This is a genomic window from Shewanella pneumatophori, from assembly GCF_023283895.1.
GTDB lineage: Bacteria > Pseudomonadota > Gammaproteobacteria > Enterobacterales > Shewanellaceae > Shewanella > Shewanella pneumatophori.
Genome location: NZ_JAKILB010000006.1, coordinates 264590 through 286952, shown reverse-complemented (window position 1 = coordinate 286952; position 22363 = coordinate 264590). Strand labels below are relative to the sequence as shown.

Annotated in this window: 16 protein-coding genes; 13 read left to right on the top strand and 3 right to left on the bottom strand. The window is 43.9% G+C overall.

The genetic code is table 11. From position 1 onward, the window contains the following. Positions 1–324 precede the first annotated feature (324 nt). The 3 genes from L2740_RS11805 to fadI form a co-directional block, all read right to left on the bottom strand. Entirely contained in the window at positions 325–525 is a 201-nt protein-coding gene (locus tag L2740_RS11805; protein WP_248950403.1) for a hypothetical protein, read from the bottom strand. Between the two features lie 228 nt (positions 526–753). Continuing rightward, entirely contained in the window at positions 754–2877 is a 2124-nt protein-coding gene (gene fadJ, locus L2740_RS11800; protein ID WP_248950402.1) for a fatty acid oxidation complex subunit alpha FadJ, read from the bottom strand. Positions 2878–2881: 4 nt separating this feature from the next. After that, the gene (gene fadI, locus L2740_RS11795; protein WP_248950401.1) at positions 2882–4192 is read right to left on the bottom strand and encodes an acetyl-CoA C-acyltransferase FadI; all 1311 of its coding nucleotides are present in this window, start codon (positions 4190–4192) and stop codon (positions 2882–2884) included. A 400-nt stretch (positions 4193–4592) separates the two neighbouring features. On the opposite strand from fadI, the gene L2740_RS11790 reads away from it, so the two are divergent. The 13 genes from L2740_RS11790 (at position 4593) to L2740_RS11730 (ending at position 22298) form a co-directional block, all read left to right on the top strand. Further along, positions 4593–5549, top strand: coding sequence for an AAA family ATPase (locus tag L2740_RS11790; protein ID WP_248950449.1), 957 nt, complete (start codon positions 4593–4595; stop codon positions 5547–5549). Further along, complete coding sequence (locus tag L2740_RS11785) at positions 5549–6475, top strand: DUF58 domain-containing protein (RefSeq protein WP_248950400.1); 927 nt, start codon at positions 5549–5551, stop codon at positions 6473–6475. The genes L2740_RS11790 and L2740_RS11785 overlap by 1 nt, the downstream gene beginning before the upstream one ends. Next, positions 6476–6973, top strand: a complete 498-nt coding sequence (locus tag L2740_RS11780; protein ID WP_248950399.1) for a DUF4381 domain-containing protein — start codon at positions 6476–6478, stop codon at positions 6971–6973. Continuing rightward, a complete protein-coding gene (locus L2740_RS11775; protein WP_248950398.1) occupies positions 6967–7983 on the top strand; it encodes a vWA domain-containing protein in 1017 nt (338 codons plus the stop codon). The genes L2740_RS11780 and L2740_RS11775 overlap by 7 nt, the downstream gene beginning before the upstream one ends. A 2-nt stretch (positions 7984–7985) precedes the next feature. Next, positions 7986–9959 carry a vWA domain-containing protein gene (locus tag L2740_RS11770; RefSeq protein ID WP_248950397.1) on the top strand — a complete coding sequence of 658 codons (1974 nt, stop codon included), beginning with the start codon at positions 7986–7988 and terminating at the stop codon, positions 9957–9959. After that, on the top strand, positions 9953–11632 hold the full coding sequence (locus tag L2740_RS11765) for a BatD family protein (protein WP_248950396.1): 1680 nt from the start codon (positions 9953–9955) through the stop codon (positions 11630–11632). The genes L2740_RS11770 and L2740_RS11765 overlap by 7 nt, the downstream gene beginning before the upstream one ends. A gap of 408 nt (positions 11633–12040) precedes the next feature. Next, entirely contained in the window at positions 12041–12604 is a 564-nt protein-coding gene (locus L2740_RS11760) for a sigma-70 family RNA polymerase sigma factor (protein WP_248950395.1), read from the top strand. Then, positions 12597–13301 carry a DUF3379 domain-containing protein gene (locus L2740_RS11755; RefSeq protein WP_248950394.1) on the top strand — a complete coding sequence of 235 codons (705 nt, stop codon included), beginning with the start codon at positions 12597–12599 and terminating at the stop codon, positions 13299–13301. The genes L2740_RS11760 and L2740_RS11755 overlap by 8 nt, the downstream gene beginning before the upstream one ends. Positions 13302–13439: 138 nt before the next feature. Continuing rightward, a complete protein-coding gene (gene putP, locus L2740_RS11750; RefSeq protein ID WP_248950393.1) occupies positions 13440–14891 on the top strand; it encodes a sodium/proline symporter PutP in 1452 nt (483 codons plus the stop codon). A gap of 356 nt (positions 14892–15247) precedes the next feature. Beyond that, positions 15248–16498 carry an OmpP1/FadL family transporter gene (locus L2740_RS11745; RefSeq protein ID WP_248950392.1) on the top strand — a complete coding sequence of 417 codons (1251 nt, stop codon included), beginning with the start codon at positions 15248–15250 and terminating at the stop codon, positions 16496–16498. 143 nt (positions 16499–16641) lie between these two features. Continuing rightward, positions 16642–17358, top strand: coding sequence for an SIMPL domain-containing protein (locus tag L2740_RS11740; protein ID WP_248950391.1), 717 nt, complete (start codon positions 16642–16644; stop codon positions 17356–17358). A 488-nt stretch (positions 17359–17846) separates the two neighbouring features. Continuing rightward, positions 17847–18890: an efflux RND transporter periplasmic adaptor subunit gene (locus L2740_RS11735; RefSeq protein WP_248950390.1), complete on the top strand. Its 1044-nt coding sequence runs from the start codon at positions 17847–17849 to the stop codon at positions 18888–18890. A 186-nt stretch (positions 18891–19076) separates the two neighbouring features. Next, positions 19077–22298 (top strand): efflux RND transporter permease subunit, encoded by a 3222-nt coding sequence (locus L2740_RS11730; protein WP_248950389.1) that lies wholly within the window; start codon positions 19077–19079, stop codon positions 22296–22298. The last annotated feature ends 65 nt before the right edge of the window (positions 22299–22363 follow it).

Below are 22363 nucleotides of genomic sequence, written 5' to 3'. Positions count from 1 at the left end.
ACTAAAGCTAAAAATGAAAGACAGAGAGGTGAAATTATGTTTGATTCATTAATGAAAATATTTGGATTAGCAAAGCCTGCTCGTAAAAAAGTTCAGCTTCCAGAAGGCTTGAACCATTTAGAAGTTATTCCAGCAAAAGGTTGGTGGAATTAGTCGATTACCTTAAAGTAATTGATGACGACCTAAGTGGTTAATGAATAACAAAAAGGAGCCTAAGCTCCTTTTTTGTTATGTTCTACTCAGCCATATTGCTTCAATTCAATCATAAATATTTCGCTAGGTGCAGTGAGTAAGAACCTAAAATGAATAATCATATCCATTAAGCTATAAACGTATGAGTATGCCCTGCTTTCCCATCGCTTTGCGGTAAGCCAGCTGTTTATGTGAGTTCAGTAGCGGATAGGCTACAGGACCTACCGCTAAGCCTAATAACGCCCAGCGTTTAACTGGCAATCCTGCATTGAACGCAGAGTTTCCGAGCAAGTAACTTGAATAAACTAATATAAATCCAATAACAAATTCCACTTATCTACACCTCACTTCAAATAAGCTTGCCATCCTAGCCATAGCCAAGGCGGTCATTATATAGACAAAACACATTAAAAGAGAATGTTTTTTAGGCACCCCCTTACCTTTGGCACAAAAAAAGACGGCAAAATGTTGCCGCCTTGTTAATTCAAACAGTATCAGTTTAGCTAAAGCAAGTACTTTCTTTGTGCAATAGCATTGTTCGGTACATCGATACTTATTTGCTTAAGCATCGAAAAAACGGGTTCCTTCACTGGCCATCTGCTTGAGTTTTGCGGCTGGCTCAAATCGGTCGCCATATCGCGTTTGATAATTTTCTAACATCTTAACCAAATTACCTGCGCCTAATGTATCGATATAGTGGAAAGGGCCGCCTAAGAATGGTGGGAACCCAATGCCGAAAATAGCACCGATATCACCATCTCTAGCTGAAGCAATAATGCCTTCATCTAAACAGCGAACCGCTTCATTGAGCATTTGTACCACGCAGCGCTGAGCGACTTCTGAAGCTTCAGTGTCAACACCAGGTTTTAAACCCAAAACGCTATAGACTGTTTCATCTACTTCTTTAGTCTTCTTTTTACCACCATAGAGATAGAAACCTTTGCCATTTTTACGGCCTTTACGATCATCGGCAAGCAACTTGTCAAACGCGGCAGGTGCCATAAAGCGCTCACCTAACTCATTCTCTAGAATCGGTGAGATCTTAGCTCCTACATCAATCCCGACCTCATCGAGCAATGTCATGGGCCCAACAGGAAAGCCAAACTTAACCAGTGCCTTATCAAGGTGCTCAACGCTCTGCCCTTCTAACAGTAATTGCGCGGCCTCATTCATATACAAGGCTAAAATACGGTTAACATAAAAACCTGCACCGTCTTGAACTACGATTGGCGTCTTACCTTGTTTTTTCGCAAATGCTACCGTAGTCGCAATGGTTTCAGCCGATGTTTTTTCATGTGCAATGACTTCAACTAAAGGCATTTTTTCAACTGGCGAAAAGTAGTGCAAACCAATGACATTTTCTGGTCGACTAGCCACCTCTGCGATCTGTGATATCGGCAAAGATGACGTGTTCGATGCAAAAATAGTATTTTCACCACACTCACGCTCAACATCTTTAACCATTTGATGCTTGAGGGCTAAATCTTCAAACACAGCTTCAACAACAATATCGGCATCTTTAATGCCTTTATATTCTGTTGTGGTTGTCATCAATGCCATAGTGTTATCACGTACAGCTGGCGTCATATGGCGACGCTTAACGCCTTTATCTAACAATTTATATGCATAGGCTAATGCGTTACTCAGCCCAGCTTCATTAATGTCTTTAACTCGAGCTGGGATCTTTGCTTTAGTCGTGGTTACAGAGGCAATACCCCCCCCCATAAGCCCACCACCGAGTACCATTGCCTTTTTAACCTGCCGTGGCTCAACATCACCTGCGCCAGTTTCCTTTTTCATCTCAGTTGTAGCAAAGAAAATACTGCGTAGCGCTGCAGATTCTTTTGACATAACAAGTTCAGCAAAATGGCTGGCTTCAACCTCAAGGCCTTTTATCATGCCTTTAGTCATACCTTGTCGAACACAATCAATAATCTTGTTTGGCGCAGGATAATTACCTTGGGTTTTCTTAGCGACTTGTTTTGTAGCTTGATCAAAAATGATATTTCGTCCAGCGCTGGTGCCTTCAAGCACTTGGTTAACGATGGACTGTTTCTTTTTCTTTGTTGGGCGCTTATCGGCCAACGCCATTTCGACTGCAGTACGCAATAAAATAGACTCGGGTACAGCATCATCGACAAGACCCAACTTTACAGCTTGCTTAGGACGAAGTTGCTTACCCGTTAGCATCATATCCAGTGCTTTAGTCACACCAACTAACCGCGGTAAACGCTGAGTACCGCCACCACCTGGTAATAAACCTAATTGAACTTCTGGCACCCCCATCATAGTTTTAGGATGCAGTGAACACACACGCTTATGACACGCTAACGCTAGCTCTAATCCGCCACCAAGACACGCACCGTTAATCGCAGCAACAACCGGAATTGAAAGGTTTTCTAATTCGTTAAATACCACATGGCCTTGTTGCGATAAAAACTTTGCATCTTCAGCTGTTTTGCAGGCATCAAGCATTGAAATATCAGCGCCAGCAACAAAAGAGTCTTGTTTGCCAGAAATGAGCACTAAACCTTTAATACTGCTATCAGACTTGATTTCCGCTAATACTTCAGAGATCTCCGGACCAAATTCACTGCGTAGTGTATTCATGGTTTCGCCAGGCACGTCCATTGTCAGTACAGCGATCCCGTCTTCTCGACGGCTTAAATTAAATGTCTTTTCCATGTGATTACTCCACCTCAACAATCATTGCCGCACCTAAACCACCCGCAGCACATGCTGTTGCGAGACCTGTACCGCCGCCGCGGCGTTTAAGCTCATGACATACTTGGGTAACCAAGCGTGTACCGGTTGCAGCAAATGGATGACCATAAGCAAGAGAGCCACCAAGAACATTGAACTTAGCCATGTCAATTTCACCAATTGCACGATTCCGGCCAAGCTTTTCGGCAGCAAATTTTTTCGAAGCAAACATCTGCATATTCGCTAGTGTTTGCGCCGCAAATGCTTCATGCATCTCAATAAGTGTAAGATCTTCCAGCTCCATACCTGCGCGCTTTAGCGCTAACGGTGTTGCATAAGATGGGCCCATTAACATGTCTTGCCATACATCAATTGCCGTAAACGCATAACTTTTTATATAACCAATAGGTGTATAACCTAGAGCTTTAGCGCGGCCTTCGCTCATTAACAATACCGCTGAAGCACCATCAGTTAACGGCGTACTATTTGCTGCAGTAACCGAGCCATGCTTACGATCAAATGCAGGGCGCAGCTTAGCGTAAGATTCAAGTTTTGAGTCTTCACGAATATTGTTATCGCGATCAATAAATGCCTTGTATGGCGGCACGTGGGCTGTCATCACTTCTTCAGCTAACTTACCTGCATTCCAGGTTTCTGTAGCCAAAGAGTGAGAACGATGAGCTAAAGCGTCTTGATCAGCACGGCTAATATTGTAGGTCTTTGCCATCTGCTCAGCGGTTTGCCCCATCGACAAGCCTGTTGAGTATTCAGCCACTGCAGGCGGAACCGGCAACAGATCTTTTAATCCTAACCGACGGAAGATCGCCATTTTCTGGCCAAAGCTGCGCGCTTTATTCAAATCAACTAATGCATGAGCAAGCTTTTTAGAAACACCAATAGGCAAAACAGAAGAAGAATCTGCGCCACCAGCAATACCAATATCCATGTTGCCAGTCATTATTGACTCAGCAACATTAACGGTAGACTGAAAACTTGTCGCACACGCACGAGTAACACTATAAGCATCAGTACTCACATTCATGCCAGTACCAAGTACAATTTCGCGGGCGATATTGGGTGCTGCAGGCATTTGCACAACCTGGCCATATACCAATTGCTCAATTTCTTTAGGGTCAAGCTCAGAGCGAGACAGCAGCTCATTTACAACCATCTTGCCCATATCTAATGCAGAGACACCATGAAAGGCCGTTGCTTGTTTTGCAAATGGCGTGCGCAAACCGGAAACAATCGCTATCCGCTCGCCTCTGGCATTTGTCACCTGTTGTCTATCACTCATTTTTTGCCCTCTTATTCTGCGCGTGGTGTATTCACACGCTTTTTTATATCCTTGAGAAACCTATTTGCCGCAAATTAAACAGGTCTGACCATTAAAGTGTGATCTGATTCTAACTTCTTAATGAAAAGTTTTAAACACCTGTTTGTTTTTTTGTCTATAAAATATAAGAAAATTGTTAGTTAACAATGATTAATCTAACGTTTTCTCGATATTAAACTCATTAAGCTACGCCATTAAAGGCTTTATAAAGCGTTAGTTAGCTATTAAAGCTGTCATTTTGTCACCAAGTAAAGCTCTCCTTGCCCTATTAACATCAATTGGTACTAGCCAAACCCATAGGGAATTTTTTAGTATGTGGTTGGTCTATACCTTACTAACTTTAAATAAACCGAGTAGCATCATGCCTTTGAGTCGATTTCACGCGTTACGCGAATACTTAAACACTGTCATTTTAGGACAGCCTGTTCTCACCGAGAATCTACTAATTGCATTAATCGCCGACGGCCACTTGTTAGTTGAAGGCCCACCAGGTCTTGCAAAAACTCGTGCAGTTAAAGCACTTTGTGACGGCGTTGAAGGTGATTTTCATCGTATCCAGTTTACGCCTGACTTGTTACCAGCTGATTTAACTGGTACCGATATTTATCGTGCACAAACGGCAACCTTTGAATTCGAAGCGGGTCCAATTTTCCACAACCTCATTCTGGCGGACGAGATCAACCGCGCACCAGCTAAAGTGCAATCAGCGCTATTAGAGGCCATGGCCGAAGGCCAAGTCACCGTCGGTAAACATAGCTACCCACTACCAGAACTATTTCTGGTTATGGCAACCCAGAATCCATTAGAGAATGAAGGAACCTACCCATTACCTGAAGCGCAATTAGACCGCTTTTTAATGCATCTGAATTTAGATTACCCAAGTGCAGAGACTGAATTTGAGATCATGAGAATGTCTCGTAACGAAGCTCTAAAACAAGCAGCACCGCATGTAGAACCAATTATTCAGGGAGATATATTTGCTGCGCGCGAACATGCACTGCAAATATATTTGGCTGAGCCTCTCGAAAAATACATCGTCGACATCATTATGGCCACACGTAAACCCGAAGCTTATAGCCAAGAGCTAGCAAGCTGGCTTGAATACGGTGTAAGTCCTCGAGCAACCCTATCTTTAGAGCGTTGTGCCCGTGCTCGCGCATATTTATATGAGCGTGACTTTGTGTCACCGGAAGATATTCAAGCCGTTGCACCTAACGTACTGCGTCATCGCCTATTGCTGAGTTATCAAGCACAAGCTGATGGTGTGAGCGCCGATGATGTAATCAACCATATTCTTTCTCAAGTTGCGGTTCCTTAATGGTCGATACAGCACTGCCGTTGTTTAGCGACGGCATTCATATTACTGAAAAAGAACTCCTAGCCTGCCAAAGCTTAGCCAAAGCGCTGCCAGAAAAACGCGCCAAGGCGAAAGCAAGCCTTGCTGGTCACCGCGCCAGTTTGATTAAAGGCAGAGGTATGGAGTTTGCCGAGGTGCGCCATTACCAAAGTGGTGATGATGTGCGCACTATAGATTGGCGCGTCACCGCACGAACCGGTCAGGCACACACCAAACTTTTTGTCGAAGAGCGTGAACGTCCGGTACTTTTGTTACTTGATTTAAGTAGCAGCTTATATTTTGGCTCAAGCCTTATGTTGCAATCAGTACAAGCAGCACATCTTGCCACTACACTGGGTTGGAATGCGATTATGCATGGCGATCGTCTAGGCGCGTTAATCGCTACTGAACATGAGCATATAGAGCTTAAACCACGCAGTCGTCAGCAAGGCATTTTGCAAGTAGTATCAGCAATTAAAAAGCTGCACCACAATCAATTGCAAAACCTGACTCAAGAGCCTGAACCAGATCATATGGCCAAAGCCTGTCAGCGTTTGCGCCGCCTAGCCAAACCCGGATCATTAATTTGGATCGTTACAGACGGTAGTCACTTTTCACCCGCCTGCTTAGCTGCGTTGTCAGATTTAAAACGGCACTGTGATATTGGCGCGTTTTTAGTTACCGACCCGCTGCGCCAAGGCGAGCTAACGCTACCTAAGCATTTTCAATTGCCGGTTAGAGAAGGTGCTAAAGAGCTAATTATTGATCGTAACAGTTACGAGCAATGGCTTTTGAGCCAAAAAACGCTACAAAACAACTTTATTGAAATGATGCAAAAATTGAACGTTCAAACTCGAGTCGTCGATGCTGGTCGTCGTTTAAATCAACAATTAGGAGCGTTGAGATAAATGACTAGCTTAGCTAATCCTGCACTCGCTGGCATGCAGGATATCCAAACGCCAGCAGAGATCGGCCTTTGGCCATTTGCATACGGATATTGGATTGCTCTAATCCTTATTATTAGCTGCATTGCTGTTACGGTAATTTGGTATAAAAACCGCCGTAAAATTCATGCAGCTAAAAATGCAGCACTAACCGAACTAACAAAATTAGAGCTGCAAAATGAACAGTTTGTTTATGAAGTCAGCGCCATTCTAAAACGTGCTGCACTCAGTTACTCTCCGCGCAGCCAAGTTGCGCAACTTAGCGGTAATGATTGGTATAAATGGTTAAATGAGCAAGTCAGTACACCGCAAGATGAGTTGTGCGAATTACTGGCCAAACGTTTTCAAGCCAATGCATTTAGCGAATCAGATAAGACACAACTTAGAAATTGTGCCCAGCGCTGGATAAAATCCGCCTTGCCGTTAAAAAAGGCAGTAAAAAGTGAGGGAGCAACATGTTAACCCTTGCTTGGCCTTTATTATTGATATTATTACCTTTACCTCTGCTGTTTAGAAAAAAACAGCAAAGCAAGCCAATGACAGGCCACTTAGTGTTACCCGGTGCAAGTCAGTCATCTAATCAAGTGGTCACAGAGACGCGTCAGCGTACCCAAAAACGTTACTGGGTTGTTTGGTGCCTATTAGTGTTAGCCTGCGCGAGACCATTATGGGTTGGTGAGCCAATTGAGCTGCCTAGTAAAGGTCGCGATTTAATGCTGTCGGTGGATCTGTCTGGCAGTATGCAGATTGAGGATATGGTACTCGATGGTAAAACGGTTGATCGCTTTACCCTTATTCAGCATGTCATCAGTGACTTTATCGAACGCAGAAAAGGCGATCGAATTGGTCTTATCTTATTTGCAGATCATGCATATCTACAATCACCGCTCACTCAAGATAGACGCACTGTAGCGCAATATTTAAAAGAAGCGCAAATCGGCTTAGTCGGCAAGCAAACCGCAATTGGTGAAGCCATTGCTTTAGGGGTAAAGCGCTTTGATAAAGTAGAGCAAAGTAACCGCGTACTGATTCTGCTTACCGATGGCTCCAACAATGCTGGTGCTATCTCGCCTGAGCAAGCAACTGAAATTGCTAAGCAGCGTGGGATCACCATATACACCATAGGCGTTGGCGCAGATGTTATGGAGCGCAGAACCTTGTTTGGCAAAGAGCGCGTCAATCCATCGATGGATCTAGACGAAACTCAGCTACAGCAAATCGCTAGTGTCACAGGTGGCCAGTACTTCAGAGCACGTAATACCGAAGAGCTGGAAAAGATCTATCAAGTGATTGATAGCCTTGAGCCCGTAGCACGTGACCAACTTAGCTATCGCCCGCAAGCCGAGCTTTTTTATTGGCCACTAGCTTTAGCCCTTTTAGCATCAATTATTATGTCTTTTAGTTACATCACTTTTGGCATCAACCGCCGTAAAACCACCAATAAAGCTAACGCAGCTAAAGGAGGACGTTAACCATGCATTTTTTACGTCCAGAATGGTTTATAGCACTTGTGCCGTTGGCACTACTGTTATTTATTCTTTTTAAAAGCAAAGCCGCAAGCTCAAGTTGGGATCATTATATCGCACCGCACCTAGCCAAAATATTAGTCGGTGGCGTAAGCAGTAAAAAACGCAACAATGTATATTACCTAGCAATAGCATGGTTTATTGCAGTATTTGCACTAACAGGCCCAGCATTCGAAAAGCGCTCACTGCCAGTATATGAGTCAACCCAAGGTCGAGTGCTGGTGATGGATATGTCTCTATCTATGTACGCCGACGACTTAGCGCCAAATCGCTTAACCCAAGCTAAATATCGTGCAACCGATCTAATTGGTGAACTCAGTGACGGCGAAACCGGGTTAATTGCTTATGCCGGTGATGCATTTGCCATTAGTCCCCTTACCCGCGACAAAGCTACATTGCTAAATCTACTGCCAACATTAACCCCGAGCATTATGCCGGTTAGAGGCTCAAACCTTGAAGCCGCGATTACTCAGGCGCAGTCTTTACTCAGCCAAGGTGGCCACCTTCGTGGTGATATTGTGTTATTTACCGATGGCATTTCAACGGCACAGTTCAAACGTGCACAGTCAGCCGTAAAAGACAGCCCTTATCGTTTAGCTATCTTTGCTTTTGGTAGTCAACAAGGTGCGCCCATAAAATTACCAGATGGGCAACTGCTGCGCGATAACGCAAATCAAGTGGTCATAGCAAAAACTGACTATAGCCTATTAGACGAGCTAGCAAGTGATGCTAATGGCATCATGGTCGCAAACCGTGCCGACGGTAGCGATATAACACAAATAAAACAGTGGCTTGCTAATACAAATGACACCAAGGCCAGTGATTTACAAGGTGAAACCTGGGTCGACCTAGGCCCTTATGTCGCCTTGTTATTATTACTTCCCGCACTATTGAGTTTTAGAAATGGCATGTTAGCTGCCATAGCACTATTGATTATTGTGCAGCCAAACAATGTGGTCTATGCCAGCACTTGGGATAACTTATGGCAAACCCAAGACCAACAAGCGATGCAAGCCTACAAAACCGAGGAGTATGAAGCTGCAGCTAACCAGTTTGTTGAGCCTCAATGGCAAGCCAGCGCGTTATACAAAGCCGGCAAATATGCAGAAGCACTGACAGCTTTTGAGCAAGATAACTCAGCCAAAGGTTTATATAACCAAGGTAATGCCTTAATGCAACAAGGCCAATATCAACAAGCGCAAAAACGTTACGAAGCCGCTCTAGAGCAAACAGCCGGCTTTACTCAAGCGCAAACGAATTTGGATTTAGCCAAAAAACTGCAACAGCAACAAGAGCAAAATAGCGATCAGAATCAAGAGTCTGATCAGCAAAACAAAGACGGTGATCCTCAAGGTCAGCAGTCGCAAAGTGATCAGTCACACAATGATCAATCACAAGGTGAACAATCGCAGGATAGTCAGTCGCAAGCTCAGGATAAGCAATCTAATGACCAGCAACAGTCTGATTCAGAGCAGCAATCATCAGATAATGAGCAAACTTCAGAGCAAGATAGCGAGCAACAATCTCAACAAGATGAAGCTCAAAATGAACAGCAAAATAGTGAGCAACAAAGCGGTCAAAGTGAAGCAAATGAGCAGCAGCCAAACAATGAAGCGGAAATGCAAGCCTCTGCGAGCGAACCGCAAGCTCAACAATCTGAACAGCAAAAACAACTGACAGAGCAACAAGCTCAATCAAACTCAGCAGCGCAAACTGAAGAAAACCCAGAGCAGTCAGCTGAACTGTCTGAACAAGTTGCCGCAACAGCATTAGCCACAGATGAGCCGCTGCCACCAGAAATGGAGCGAGCGCTTCGCGCTATTGCCGATGATCCGCAGGTATTACTGCGCAACAAAATGCAACTTGAGTATCAGAAACGTCGCCATCAAGGCATCAATTCTAAGGAAAACGAACAGTGGTAATACGGTCTATTTTTGTGTTGGCGCTTCTCGCCCTAACTGCCTTTCCAGCAAGTGCGCTGACGCAACTGCAAGCATCAGTTGACAGCAACCCAATTATGGAAGGCGAAACTCTGGTGCTCACCGTCACAGCTGATGACGATATCAATAGTGGTAAATTAAACACTTCAGCACTGCTCAAAGACTTTATGGTGGGCCGCACCAGCATCAGTCGTAGCAAGAAGATCATGAATTTTGATGCTTCAAATGAAACACGCTGGCAAGTTTTGTTGTCGCCTAAAAAAGCTGGGAATGTTGTTATTCCAGCATTTACTATTGATGGGGTTAGCTCAACACCAATCAAGCTTTCAGTGCTGAAAGCAGGCTCTCAGCCACAACAAATGCAAAATATATTTATGCGCGCCAGCCTCTCAAATGAAGAGGTCTATGTCGGGCAAATGCTCACCTATAAAGTGAAGCTATATTTGGCTCTAGAACTACAGCGTGGTGTATTAAATGCTCCCGATCTCAATGGCGCTCAAATCAAGCAGCTTGGTGAAGACAGCGACAGCACCGAAATTGTTAACGGCCGCCGCTACCGAGTCATCGAGCGAAATTATTCAATTATTGCCGACCAACCAGGTGAGCTGAGCATCACTGGCGCCAGCTTTGCTGGTGACGTGTTAGTGCAATCAAGACGCAATGGTGCCATGTTCTCGTTTAACGAAAGCAAGCCAACTCAAACTCAAGCGCCAGATATAAAAGTACAAATAAAGCCGATCCCCCAAGATTATCATGGCGAATGGTTAGTATCAGATTTGGTGGTATTAAAAGAAGATTGGCCTGATAAAACTGTTGAATACAACATTGGCGATCCGATCACCCGTACAATTACCCTTTTAGCATCAAATACCGACGAAACGAGTCTGCCGGAAATTAGTCTATCGACACCTGCAGCATTAAAAACCTATCCAGAAAAAGCGCAGCGCAATACGTTCTTACGTGAAAATCAAATGGTGGCTCAACTAACACAGACCACTGCGATTGTAGCAACAAGCGGCGGCACTTATACTCTGCCAGAGATAAAAGTACCTTGGTGGAATCCGCACTTAAATAAGCAGCAATTTGCCACTTTGCCTGCACGCACTATTGTAATAAAAGGCGCTATTGCAGCCGCTCCGCAACAGCAACAACAGCTACAAACACCAGAGCCCGCAACCAACACCAGTGCAGGATTCTGGCCATGGTTATCTCTAGTGTTAGCGCTGTTATGGCTAATTACGTTAATGCTATGGATAAATGCACGTAAACAAAACAAAGCAAAACCTACAACTAAAGCGGTAATTACCAGCGCATCACCAAGCTCAAGTTTTGCAGAGTTAAAAGCCGCTTGTGATGCTAATAACCCTACCCGAGTATTAAATAGTATAAGCCGTTACTACACCGAGCTTTATCAGCGACCAATGTCATTAAGTCAAATTGCAATGACCGATGACTTTATCGCTAAAAGCATTAACCTTATACAAAAAGCGGCTTATGCACCTGTAAATACTAGCTCGGTTAATACTAGCCCAGTAAGCGGCTTGCAAAGCCAAGCTGAAGCAGTTGATTACGCCAAGCTAATTAATGTGGTTAAAGCGGCAAAAGCACAGCAGCAAAGCGTTAATACATCAGCGTTGGGTAAGTTAAATCCTTAATCAGCAATAAAGCGCTCCTGACTCGGTTTAGCCATAATAGTTTTAGCACTTTAAACCTAAAAAGCCCGAAGGTGCATCAAGCGCTTTCGGGCTTAATTTTCTGCCTGCCTTGTTTATTACAAGTCTTATTTATTGGCAGCCTCAATAGCTTCACACGCTTGTTTTTAACCCTGCTATTCCGCGCCTATCCACAAATCTACTTTCTCGAACCCCTCACTGCTATCTACAGCAATCCTTTTACCTCCCCCCGTTTTCAAACTCCTTTTCCATATCTAATGTCAGTCCAGGGCAAGGTTAACTGGAACTATGTTCTAAATCTGCAGCTAGCGCTAAATAAACAGCGTAATTGGTATTCCTCAAGTAACAAGGTTAAGCTGTGTTTTATTGATCCAATTAGAAAAATTAAAAATGTTTGAAAGTTGGCGAAATAAAAAGTCACAGTCCACGGTCTCTTCAGACATGGTTAGCAAACAACGACGATACGATAGCCTTGTCAGGGCACTTCATGCAGATATATATCGCTTTGCCTATTGGCTATGCGGCGATAAACATATTGCAGAAGACATCACTCAGGAAACCTTCCTTCGGGCTTGGCGTTCGCTTGATTCTTTAAAAGATGAAAAAGCCGCGAAGTCTTGGTTAATAACGATTTTACGCCGTGAAAACGCAAGGCGTTTTGAACGTAAGCAATTTAACTATTCAGATGTCGAGCAAGAGTTTATCGAAGATACCTTGTCATGCAGCACCGAGGAGCATGCTGAACAGCACTTGTTGCGTCGACAAATTGCCAAACTTGAGCTGGAATACCGTGAACCATTGTTACTACAAGTTATTGGTGGATTCAGCGGCGATGAAATAGCTAAGCTCCTCGACTTAAATCGTAATACCGTAATGACGCGACTATTTCGCGCGAGAAACCAATTGAAAGATGTACTTGAACAACCAAGTCACAGGGGGCAATCCAATGGATGAGCTAAAATTCCGCCGCCAGGCCTACAGTGAACCAAATAACCAAGATCCTGACTTTCTTAAAGCTGCTAAAGACTCACCGGAACATGATGCGTTTTTAAATGATCTAAAGCAGCTCGATAGTAAAATCGACCAAGCATTGAAAATTGATGTGCCCGATGAGCTTGCCGCCAAATTGCTACTTAAACAGCAATTGCAACACCATCACACACAGCGTCGCAAAACCGGTTTTGCCTTTGCTCTTGTCGCATCTGTGGCTTTTCTGGCTGGTATGACATTTACCTTACTCAGAATGGGACCGGTTGACTTAAGTCAGCATGCCCTTGCTCACGTGTATCACGAAGACAAAGCGCTGCATATTGACCACGACGTGCAATATCAAGATGTTAACTTTCAATTGGCTTCGCTTCGCGGCGGTCAAAATATGAAATTTACCCAGCAACCTGGCAAAGTTTTTTATAGCACTTATTGTGACTTCCAAGGCGTGCAAAGCCTGCATCTAGTAATGCAAGGCGAACAAGGTAAAGTCACCTTGTTTATTGTTCCACTAGAAGACAGGTTAGTGCTGGAAGAAGCTTTTGCCGATAATAAGTACAAAGGCATGGGCTTTGAAACAGATAATGCCTATATGTTACTTGTCGGTGAGCAAAGCCAAGATCTCAACTTCGTTAAAAACGAAATTAAGCAAACCTTTATCTAAATTCTTTACAACCAATAATGTCAAACTGCCATTATTGGTTGTAATTCATCACATTTCCCCCCTTTATTGGGCTCCAGCTCATACTTCTGTTAACATAGCGCTCCCACACATCGAAAATAAAAGAAGCGTGAATCACACATGACAATTGAATTACCCATTTTAATAACTTTTATAGGCTATCTCTCTTTAATGATGGGAATTGGCTTATGGGCTTATAAAGCGACAGATTCGGTCGACGATTACATTCTAGGCGGACGTGGCATGGGGCCGGGCGTAACAGCATTGAGTGTTGGTGCATCAGATATGTCAGGCTGGCTACTACTAGGCTTACCCGGCGCTGTATATCTAGGCGGACTCGGTGAAGCATGGATTGGTTTTGGTCTTGTGTTTGGCGCATGGCTTAACTGGTTGTTTGTTGCGCAGCGACTACGTGTTTATACCGAGTTTACTGATAACGCATTGACCCTGCCTGACTTCTTTGAAAAACGTTTTGAAGATAACAAAGGCATATTAAAACTCGTTTCAGCCGTTACTATTTTAGTATTCTTCACCTTCTATGCTTCGTCGGGCATGGTAGGCGGCGCTATCTTATTTGAAAAAGTATTCGGTTTAGATTACACCCTAGCGTTAATCATAGGCTCAACCATTATTGTTGCTTATACTTTCGTGGGTGGCTTTTTTGCGGTGAGCTGGACCGATTTTTTCCAAGGTTGTTTGATGTTAGTTGCCCTCCTAATAGTGCCTGTTGCTATTATGAGCCAGCCAGAAACACAAGCAGGATTGGAAAACATCGATCCAAAGATGCTTGCGTTTATCAGTGAAGACACGACTGTGCTTGGGATTGTTTCACTGCTCGCTTGGGGATTAGGTTACTTTGGTCAACCACATATTCTATCGCGCTTTATGGCCATCGCCACACCAAAAGATATCCCAGTTTCTCGCCGTATTGCCATGAGCTGGATGTTACTTGCTCTTATTGGTGCATTGGCAACAGGTATTGCAGGTAGCTTATATTTTGCTGCTGAGCCATTAACGAATCCAGAAACAGTATTTATCCATCTTGCACATGCTGCATTTAATCCATGGATTGGTGGCCTGCTAATTGCTGCAATTCTTTCAGCAATTATGAGTACCATCGATTCTCAGCTGCTTGTTTGTTCAAGCGTTATCACTGAGGATTTCTATAAGAAGTGGTTACGCCCACAAGCCCAAAGTAACGAACTTATGCTAGTTGGCCGCATCGGTGTACTCGCTATTGCTGTCATTGCCGGCATTGTAGCACTCAATCCGGAAAGCAGTGTGTTAGGCTTAGTGAGCTATGCTTGGGCTGGTTTTGGCGCCGCATTTGGTCCAGTTGTATTGTTAGCACTATTTTGGCGCGATTATAGTCGTAACGGCGCCATTGCCACTATCGTGGTAGGTGCGTTAACAGTAGTAATATGGAAACAGCTAGACGGTGGTATTTTCGATATTTATGAGATCTTGCCAGGCTTTATTTTAGCCAGTCTAGCAGGTGTTATTGTAAGTAAGATTAATGCCCCTTCTGAGACAATCAAACAGCAGTTTGACCACTTCGAAGCTAAGCTATAAGCACAGTAAATAGCTAAAGTTGACAAAAAGCGTACACTTGTACGCTTTTTTATTTTTCAGAATAAGAACCTTAACTTTCTTATAGTTACATCCCATTAACTAATAGTGAAACCTGCTGCTTGCTGCAAGTCCGTGTTGGCTATGCCTTCTTTTAGCTGTTTCAATTAACTGCTTTATATATAAGCAGGCACCGATGCTGTAATTAACTAATAGTTAACAAAAAACAATCTCTGGTCGGAGTTGTTAGCTTGCCCTCTACTACCTACTATGCACTGGTCTAATAAGTGGATCTTGCCGTCAATCACAATGAATTGACCTAAAATAAGCAGGACCAAAAATAATAGAGATGAATAATAATGAAGTATTTCAACAAGACTCTTATTGCAGTATCAGTAGCTCTAGCAAGCACACAAACAATGGCAGCCGGCTTCCAACTAAACAGCCAATCAGCAACAGGTATCGGTCGTGCATTCGCCGGTGACGCTGTAATTGCAGATAACGCATCTGTTTTAGCGCGTAACCCTGCAGCAATGGCTATGTTCGATGACAAAGCTATCTCAGTAGGTATGACCTACGCCGATGTAACAGTTGAAGTGCAGGACGCGAACTGGACTCGTCCTCCTCTTGAAACTGTTGAGTACGGCCATGTAGCCAATGCCGCTGAAGGAAAAGTTATTCCAAACGCATATTATATTCAGCCAATCAATGACACTTTCGCATTTGGCCTAGCAGCATTTTCTAATTACGGTACTGGTACTGACACAAGTGACTTAACGGCAGGTGGAAACCTACCTGTTCCAGGTGATCTTGTTGGTAATACCGAAGTCACAACAGTAAACTTTAACGCTAGCGTATCGGCCCGCATTAACGACCAATGGAGCGTAGGTTTAGGCCTAGATATTATTCACGGTGAAGGTGTACTGACTCGTGACGGTCAAACAGTTCTTACTGGTCCAAACTCAGTAAACTTTGTTGATGTTGAAGCAGATGGTATCGGTTTTGGTGGTATCGTGGGTGTCACCTATGAAATGAACGCTAATAACCGTTTTGGTCTTAGCTACCGCTTCAGTCCTGATATCGAAGCTGAAGGCACCCTAAACCGACTTGGTACTGAATATGATGAACTGACAGTACCACTAGCTGATATTGCTCAGTTTGCCGGTTTCCACCAGCTAACAGATGCCTTTGCTGTGCACTACACGGCGCAATGGACTCAGTGGAGCAATTTTACATCTGTTGATTTACACGACAACAATGGCACTACAGTGCTTAAAGAATACCAATGGAACGATTCTTGGTTCCTAAGTGCCGGTGTAACTTACCAATTAGATGAAAAAATGACACTACGTGCAGGTATTGCATACGACCAAGGTGTTGTTGGTGATATCGAGTCAATCTCTATCCCAGATTCTGACCGTAACTGGTTTACTGCTGGTGCAACTTATAAGTTAAACAAACACTCATCAGTTGATTTTGGTTATGCATACGTAACTGGCCGTGATACTGAAGTGACGGAAAAATCGTTAGGCGGCCTAAATGGCACACTAACCGCAACAACTAGCACTGGTGCTAACTACTTCTCGTTAGCATACAACTATCAGTTTTAAGCTAAGCGCTTAATTGTAGATAGCTTAAAAGCCGCACTCAGTGCGGCTTTTTTATTGACCGAAATACGTAAAACTAAATTCATTTGTTTTACTTGCTCAATCCTTGTTAACGTAAAGGCATAATTTTTCAGCGAGAAAATACCATGTCTAAAAACAATGCCCTACCAGCGCTTATTCTTGGCGGTTTACTATGTATAGGCCTAATCATGTTAGGTAACACTGTTGGCGATAAACTTATCAAAATGAAAGCCATGGAGCGGACTGTAACCGTTAAAGGTTTAGCTGAAAAAGAAGTGCGCGCCAACGTCGCCATTTGGCCCATACGCTTTACCGAAGTCAGTAACGATCTTACTCAACTGTATCAAAGTGTTGAGAGTAAAACCGCTAAAGTGGTCAGCTTCTTGAAACAACAAGGCTTCAGTGATGATGAAATAACCGTAGCCCTACCAGCTATAAACGACAGGCAAGCACAGGGTTATGTCGATCCGAATGTGAAATACCGCTACTCAGCTGCAATCTCCATTTCCCTTTATACTGAGCAAGTTGATTTACTCCTAAGCACTCGCAGTAATATGCTCAGCCTAGCTAAAGATGGCATCGCCATATCTGATCAAGATTACAATAGCAAAGCACAGTTTCTCTTTACCAAGCTCAATGATGTCAAACCTGAAATGATCCAATCGGCAACTCAAAATGCTCGACAGGTTGCGGAGAAGTTTGCCAAAGATTCAGACTCTAAACTGGGTAAAATCAAAAAAGCAGCTCAAGGGCAATTTAGTATTAATGATCGCGATAGCAATACGCCTTACATCAAAAAAGTACGTATCGTATCTACCCTAACCTACTATCTAAATGACTAAATAAGTTAATAATCAAGTAATTAACTGGTTAAGTGACACCAAGGTTAATTAGTGATTAGATTAACTCTCTATATCTAAGGCTTTTCAAGCCTAGCGTTGAGTTTTCATCCTAAGGTTTACTTTTGGCTAGCCAAAAGTAAACTTCGGTCAGCTCAATAAAACACTTCTCTCGCGCCAACGCTCGCTACTGCCATATACGGTAAATACCGTCTGCATTGCAGCAGCTTGTTTCTAAAAATGTTAAATACCTCTCCCCTCTTCTATTGACCCAACTGCCGAGCCCTAACAACTATAGCTTTTCTTCATAGCTACTGATTCAGACCATCCTAATAAATAAGCACGCTACAGGGCCGACACTCTACTCAACCAACATTCGGTATTAAATTATCTACAACCAATTCATCGTATTTTTCTAATGAATATTTATTGCATATAAAAAATACATCCATTAGAATTATTGCATGAATGAGTTTTTGGTATAAATTACAATGAAAAACGCCCTACACAACTCGAAGATAATCCCAGCGCTACTGATAAGCGCATTAATTTCCGTCAGTACCACAGCGCAATCAGCTGAGGCAATGCAGACAATAAAGGTTGAATTAACCCCGTCAGCAAATATTGTATCTCTTGATGCCTATGTTGAACCTGTAAAAGCTGCAACCGTGTCAGCGCAAACATCGGGGCGAATATTAAAACTGAATTATGACATTAACGATGTAGTAGTAAATGGTGCGCCACTATTAGAGATCACCAGTGTAGAACAAGGTGCAGCGCTTGCTACAGCCAATGCCGAACGTGCAAAGGCACAAGCAATAAACATTGAAGCGCAGCGTCAATTAACTCGCTATCAAACATTGTTTCCTCAAGGCGCCATTTCTCAAGGAGCAATGGACGAAGCTGAAGCCAATGCTAAATCGGCGGAGCAACAACTTAGCGCTGCAAATGCCAGAATCACTCAGGCGACAGAGTCGGTAAAATACACGGTTGTCACCGCCCCATTTTCAGGCATTGTGAGCCAAAGGCACGTTGAAGAAGGCGAAACGGTTAGCCCAGGGCAAGCCTTATATTCCGGTTACTCGCTAAACCAGATGCGCGCAGTTGCCCATGTACCACAGCGTTATATTGATGCATTAAAATCTCAGCCCCAAATTACGCTGCTACTGCCCAATGGCGAGCAAGTAGAAAGTCAGCAGCTCACATTGTTTAGCTTTGTCGACTCGAATACTCATAGCTATAAAGTACGGATTAACCTACCTGAAAACCTGACGAGCGTCATTCCTGGTAGCTTAGTCAAAGCACAGTTTTTAGCTACTAGCCGCCCAGCCATATTCTTACCTGAGTCATCACTGCTCACCATGAATGAGTTGAGCGCTGTTTATATCTTGCAAAATAACAGTTGGGTACTCACTCAAGTGAGAACGGGACAAAGTAACAGCGGTAACGTCGAGATCTTAGCAGGGCTTTCAAGCGGTGATGTTGTGGCTAAAGAAGCCTATCAAGCCCTGCAAACGCTCGACAAAAATAACTAGTCATCGTTCACGCTCAAGCCATGCAGTAAATACACAAATTGCTAACCAATAGCTTGCCGCTGATTATTTTAAATTTTACTTAGCGCCAACTCTTATTCAGAAACAAGCAAAGCGAATCAATATTTACCGCAGATGCTTGTACCTATACAGCATTGAAATTAGTAAGTTCAAACTAGGATAGTCGTTATGCCAACTCAACAGGATTTAGGAATTTCAGGCCGTATTGCACGTGCCTTTCAGTCCAGTGCCATCACGCCGTTATTAGCGATTTTAGGTTTATTATTCGGACTGTTTGCCGTGGTGGTCACGCCTAAAGAGGAAGAGCCGCAAATCGATGTGACGTTTGCCGATGTGTTTGTGCCCTTTCCCGGTGCCACACCACGCGAGGTTGAAAGCTTAGTGACCTTGCCGACCGAACAAATCATTTCAGAACTCAAAGGTATCGATACCCTATATTCTTTCTCTCAACCTGATGGTGCGCTGTTTATTGTGGCCTTCGACGTAGGGATTTCACGTAATGATGCCATTGTAAAACTCTATAACCAGCTTTACTCAAACCAATACAAGTTGCCCCTTGCAGCGGGGGTGGGCGAACCGCAGATTAAGCCACGCGGCATAGATGATGTACCAATTGTTAGCCTAACCTTATGGTCAAAAGACTCATCAGTGTCAGCAGAAATGCTCACTCAAGTCGCGAATGGATTAGAAACTGAGATAAAACGGATCCCCGGTACCAGAGAGATCAGTTCGTTTGGCGATCATCAGCTAAGTCTTAACGTCAGAATCGATCCAGTAAAAATGAATTACTACGGCGTATCGTTCGATGAAATGAGCCAAAGCTTACTCAGCAATAATCACATTTCAATGCCAAGCTCATTGGTTCAAGGTAACCAAGAAATAAAAGTCCAAGCCGGGCAATTCCTGCAAAATATTGAAGACGTTAAACAACTTGTGGTTGCAGTGAAGCAAGACAGCCAAGGTCATTCAGCACCGGTATATCTAGCTGATTTTGCAGACATCACTCTTAAAGCAGCGCTGCCAACCCAAAGTGCTTGGCATGGTGATAAACAAGATATCTACCCAGCTGTCACCTTAGCTATTGGCAAACAACCCGGTGAAAACGCCGTTGATGTCGCCAATAATATTATGCAGCGCATCGAGACAGTGCAAAACGTATTGCTCCCAAAGGGGGTTGAAGTCAGTGTGTCGCGTAACTACGGCGAAACCGCTGGTGAAAAAGCCAATACGCTGATCTTAAAACTAATGTTTGCCACCGCAGCAGTAGTATTGTTAGTGCTAATTACCATGGGACTTAGAGAGTCTGCAGTCGTTGGCATTGCCATTATCATTACTTTGGCACTCACTTTGTTTGCCTCTTGGGCGTGGGGCTTTACCTTAAATCGTATTTCCCTATTCGCACTGATTTTTTCGATAGGTATTCTCGTCGACGATGCCATTGTGGTAGTTGAAAATATTCACCGCCATATGGCAATGGGCAAACGCTCATTTACTGAGTTGATCCCAATAGCTGTGGATGAAGTTGGCGGCCCGACAATTTTGGCAACCTTTACCGTGATTGCCGCCCTGCTGCCTATGGCTTTTGTATCTGGGCTAATGGGTCCGTATATGAGCCCAATTCCAATCAACGCCAGTATGGGAATGCTGATTTCGCTGGCGGTTGCTTTTATGGTAACCCCTTGGCTTAGCCGTAAGTTATTGCGTAAACCACCTAGTGAAAATACAACAAGTCATGCCGCTGATGATAATCAAGGGGTGATGTTTAGATTGTTTAATCACTTAATTGGACCATTCGTAAAGGGGCTACATGCCCGCAAAGCACGTTTTGGTTTAGCGGCTGCGATTTTCATTTTAATTGCAGGCGCCGTTGCTTTGCCTATGGCAAAACTCGTGGTACTTAAAATGCTGCCTTTTGATAATAAATCAGAGTTTCAAATCATGGTCGACCTACCTGAAGGCACCCCAGTGGAACAAACTCAAAAGGCGCTGAAAGAACTTGGCCGCTATCTTAATCAAGTTGAGGAAGTTGCAAACTATCAGCTTTACGCCGGTACCAGTGCACCCATTAACTTTAATGGTTTAGTACGCCACTATTTCTTACGTCAAACCCAAGAGCTGGGCGATATTCAAGTTAACTTAGTTGATAAAAAACATCGTGACCGTGACAGTCATAGTATTGCGCTATCAGTTAGAGCTCCGCTGCAAACCATTGGTGCAAAATACAATGCCAATATAAAGGTCGTTGAAGTGCCTCCTGGCCCGCCTGTATGGTCACCTATTCTTGCAGAGGTCTATGGTCCTAGCGAAGCGATTCGCGAGCAAGCCGCGGAGCAATTACTTGGCATATTCAAGCAAACTCAAGATGTCGTCGATATTGACATCTACTTACCTGCTGCAGCGCAAAAGTGGCAGGTCATCATCGACAGAAGTAAGGCCAGCTTGTTAGGCGTGCCCTATCAGCAAGTGGTCGATTTAATCGCGACCTCTGTTGGTGGCAAAAATGTCAGCTACCTGCATAAGAGTAATCAAAAATACCCAGTCCCGATAAACCTTCAATTACAAGAAGGTGCCAAAGTGGACTTAGACCAAGTGTTAAACCTTACTTTACGCGGCAGTAACGGTAAAACCATTGCCGTATCTGAGCTGGTCAGGATCAACAAAGGCCATATTGATGCGCCGATCATTCATAAAAATATGATCCCTATGATCATGGTGGTTGCAGATATGGCAGGACCACTCGACAGTCCACTGTATGGCATGTTCGATATGGTGGGGCAAATCAACAAGCAAAACCAGTCGAATGACCACGCAGGCTTTGCGTTCAAGCAACATTACATTGAGCAACCCAGCGGTATAGACAGCGTCGCGGTGCTTTGGGACGGCGAATGGAAAATCACCTATGAAACCTTTAGAGACATGGGCATAGCTTATGCTGTCGGTATGATAGCCATTTACCTACTAGTGGTTGCACAATTTAAGTCCTATCTGGTACCGCTCATCATCATGGCGCCTATCCCACTGACCATTATCGGTGTTATGCCTGGCCATGCGCTCTTGGGAGCACAATTTACTGCCACTTCCATGATAGGCATGATTGCACTCGCCGGGATAATAGTGCGCAACTCAATATTGTTGGTGGACTTTATTCATCAACAAACCGCGGCAGGCGTTGCGTTTCAGCAAGCTGTGATTCATTCCGGCGCGGTGCGGGCAAAACCCATCATGCTCACAGCTCTCGCGGCTATGATAGGTGCGCTATTTATTATCGATGATCCGATTTTTAATGGACTCGCCATTAGCCTTATTTTCGGCATTCTGATCTCCACCCTACTCACTTTAGTGGTGATCCCAGTACTGTATTACGCCGTGATGAAAAAGCGCTACCCGTAATTTAAAACAGCTTGGCTCGCTATAGAGCCAAGCTAACGTACAAAACTAATCCCTCAATCAAAATC

Coding starts and splice junctions, on each gene's coding strand:
- fadJ (WP_248950402.1), bottom strand. CDS start 2,877: ATGGAAAAGACATTTAATTTAAGCCGTCGAGAAGACGGGATCGCTGTA.
- fadI (WP_248950401.1), bottom strand. CDS start 4,192: ATGAGTGATAGACAACAGGTGACAAATGCCAGAGGCGAGCGGATAGCG.
- L2740_RS11790 (WP_248950449.1), top strand. CDS start 4,593: ATGCCTTTGAGTCGATTTCACGCGTTACGCGAATACTTAAACACTGTC.
- L2740_RS11785 (WP_248950400.1), top strand. CDS start 5,549: ATGGTCGATACAGCACTGCCGTTGTTTAGCGACGGCATTCATATTACT.
- L2740_RS11780 (WP_248950399.1), top strand. CDS start 6,476: ATGACTAGCTTAGCTAATCCTGCACTCGCTGGCATGCAGGATATCCAA.
- L2740_RS11775 (WP_248950398.1), top strand. CDS start 6,967: ATGTTAACCCTTGCTTGGCCTTTATTATTGATATTATTACCTTTACCT.
- L2740_RS11770 (WP_248950397.1), top strand. CDS start 7,986: ATGCATTTTTTACGTCCAGAATGGTTTATAGCACTTGTGCCGTTGGCA.
- L2740_RS11760 (WP_248950395.1), top strand. CDS start 12,041: ATGTTTGAAAGTTGGCGAAATAAAAAGTCACAGTCCACGGTCTCTTCA.
- L2740_RS11755 (WP_248950394.1), top strand. CDS start 12,597: ATGGATGAGCTAAAATTCCGCCGCCAGGCCTACAGTGAACCAAATAAC.
- putP (WP_248950393.1), top strand. CDS start 13,440: ATGACAATTGAATTACCCATTTTAATAACTTTTATAGGCTATCTCTCT.
- L2740_RS11745 (WP_248950392.1), top strand. CDS start 15,248: ATGAAGTATTTCAACAAGACTCTTATTGCAGTATCAGTAGCTCTAGCA.
- L2740_RS11740 (WP_248950391.1), top strand. CDS start 16,642: ATGTCTAAAAACAATGCCCTACCAGCGCTTATTCTTGGCGGTTTACTA.
- L2740_RS11735 (WP_248950390.1), top strand. CDS start 17,847: ATGAAAAACGCCCTACACAACTCGAAGATAATCCCAGCGCTACTGATA.
- L2740_RS11730 (WP_248950389.1), top strand. CDS start 19,077: ATGCCAACTCAACAGGATTTAGGAATTTCAGGCCGTATTGCACGTGCC.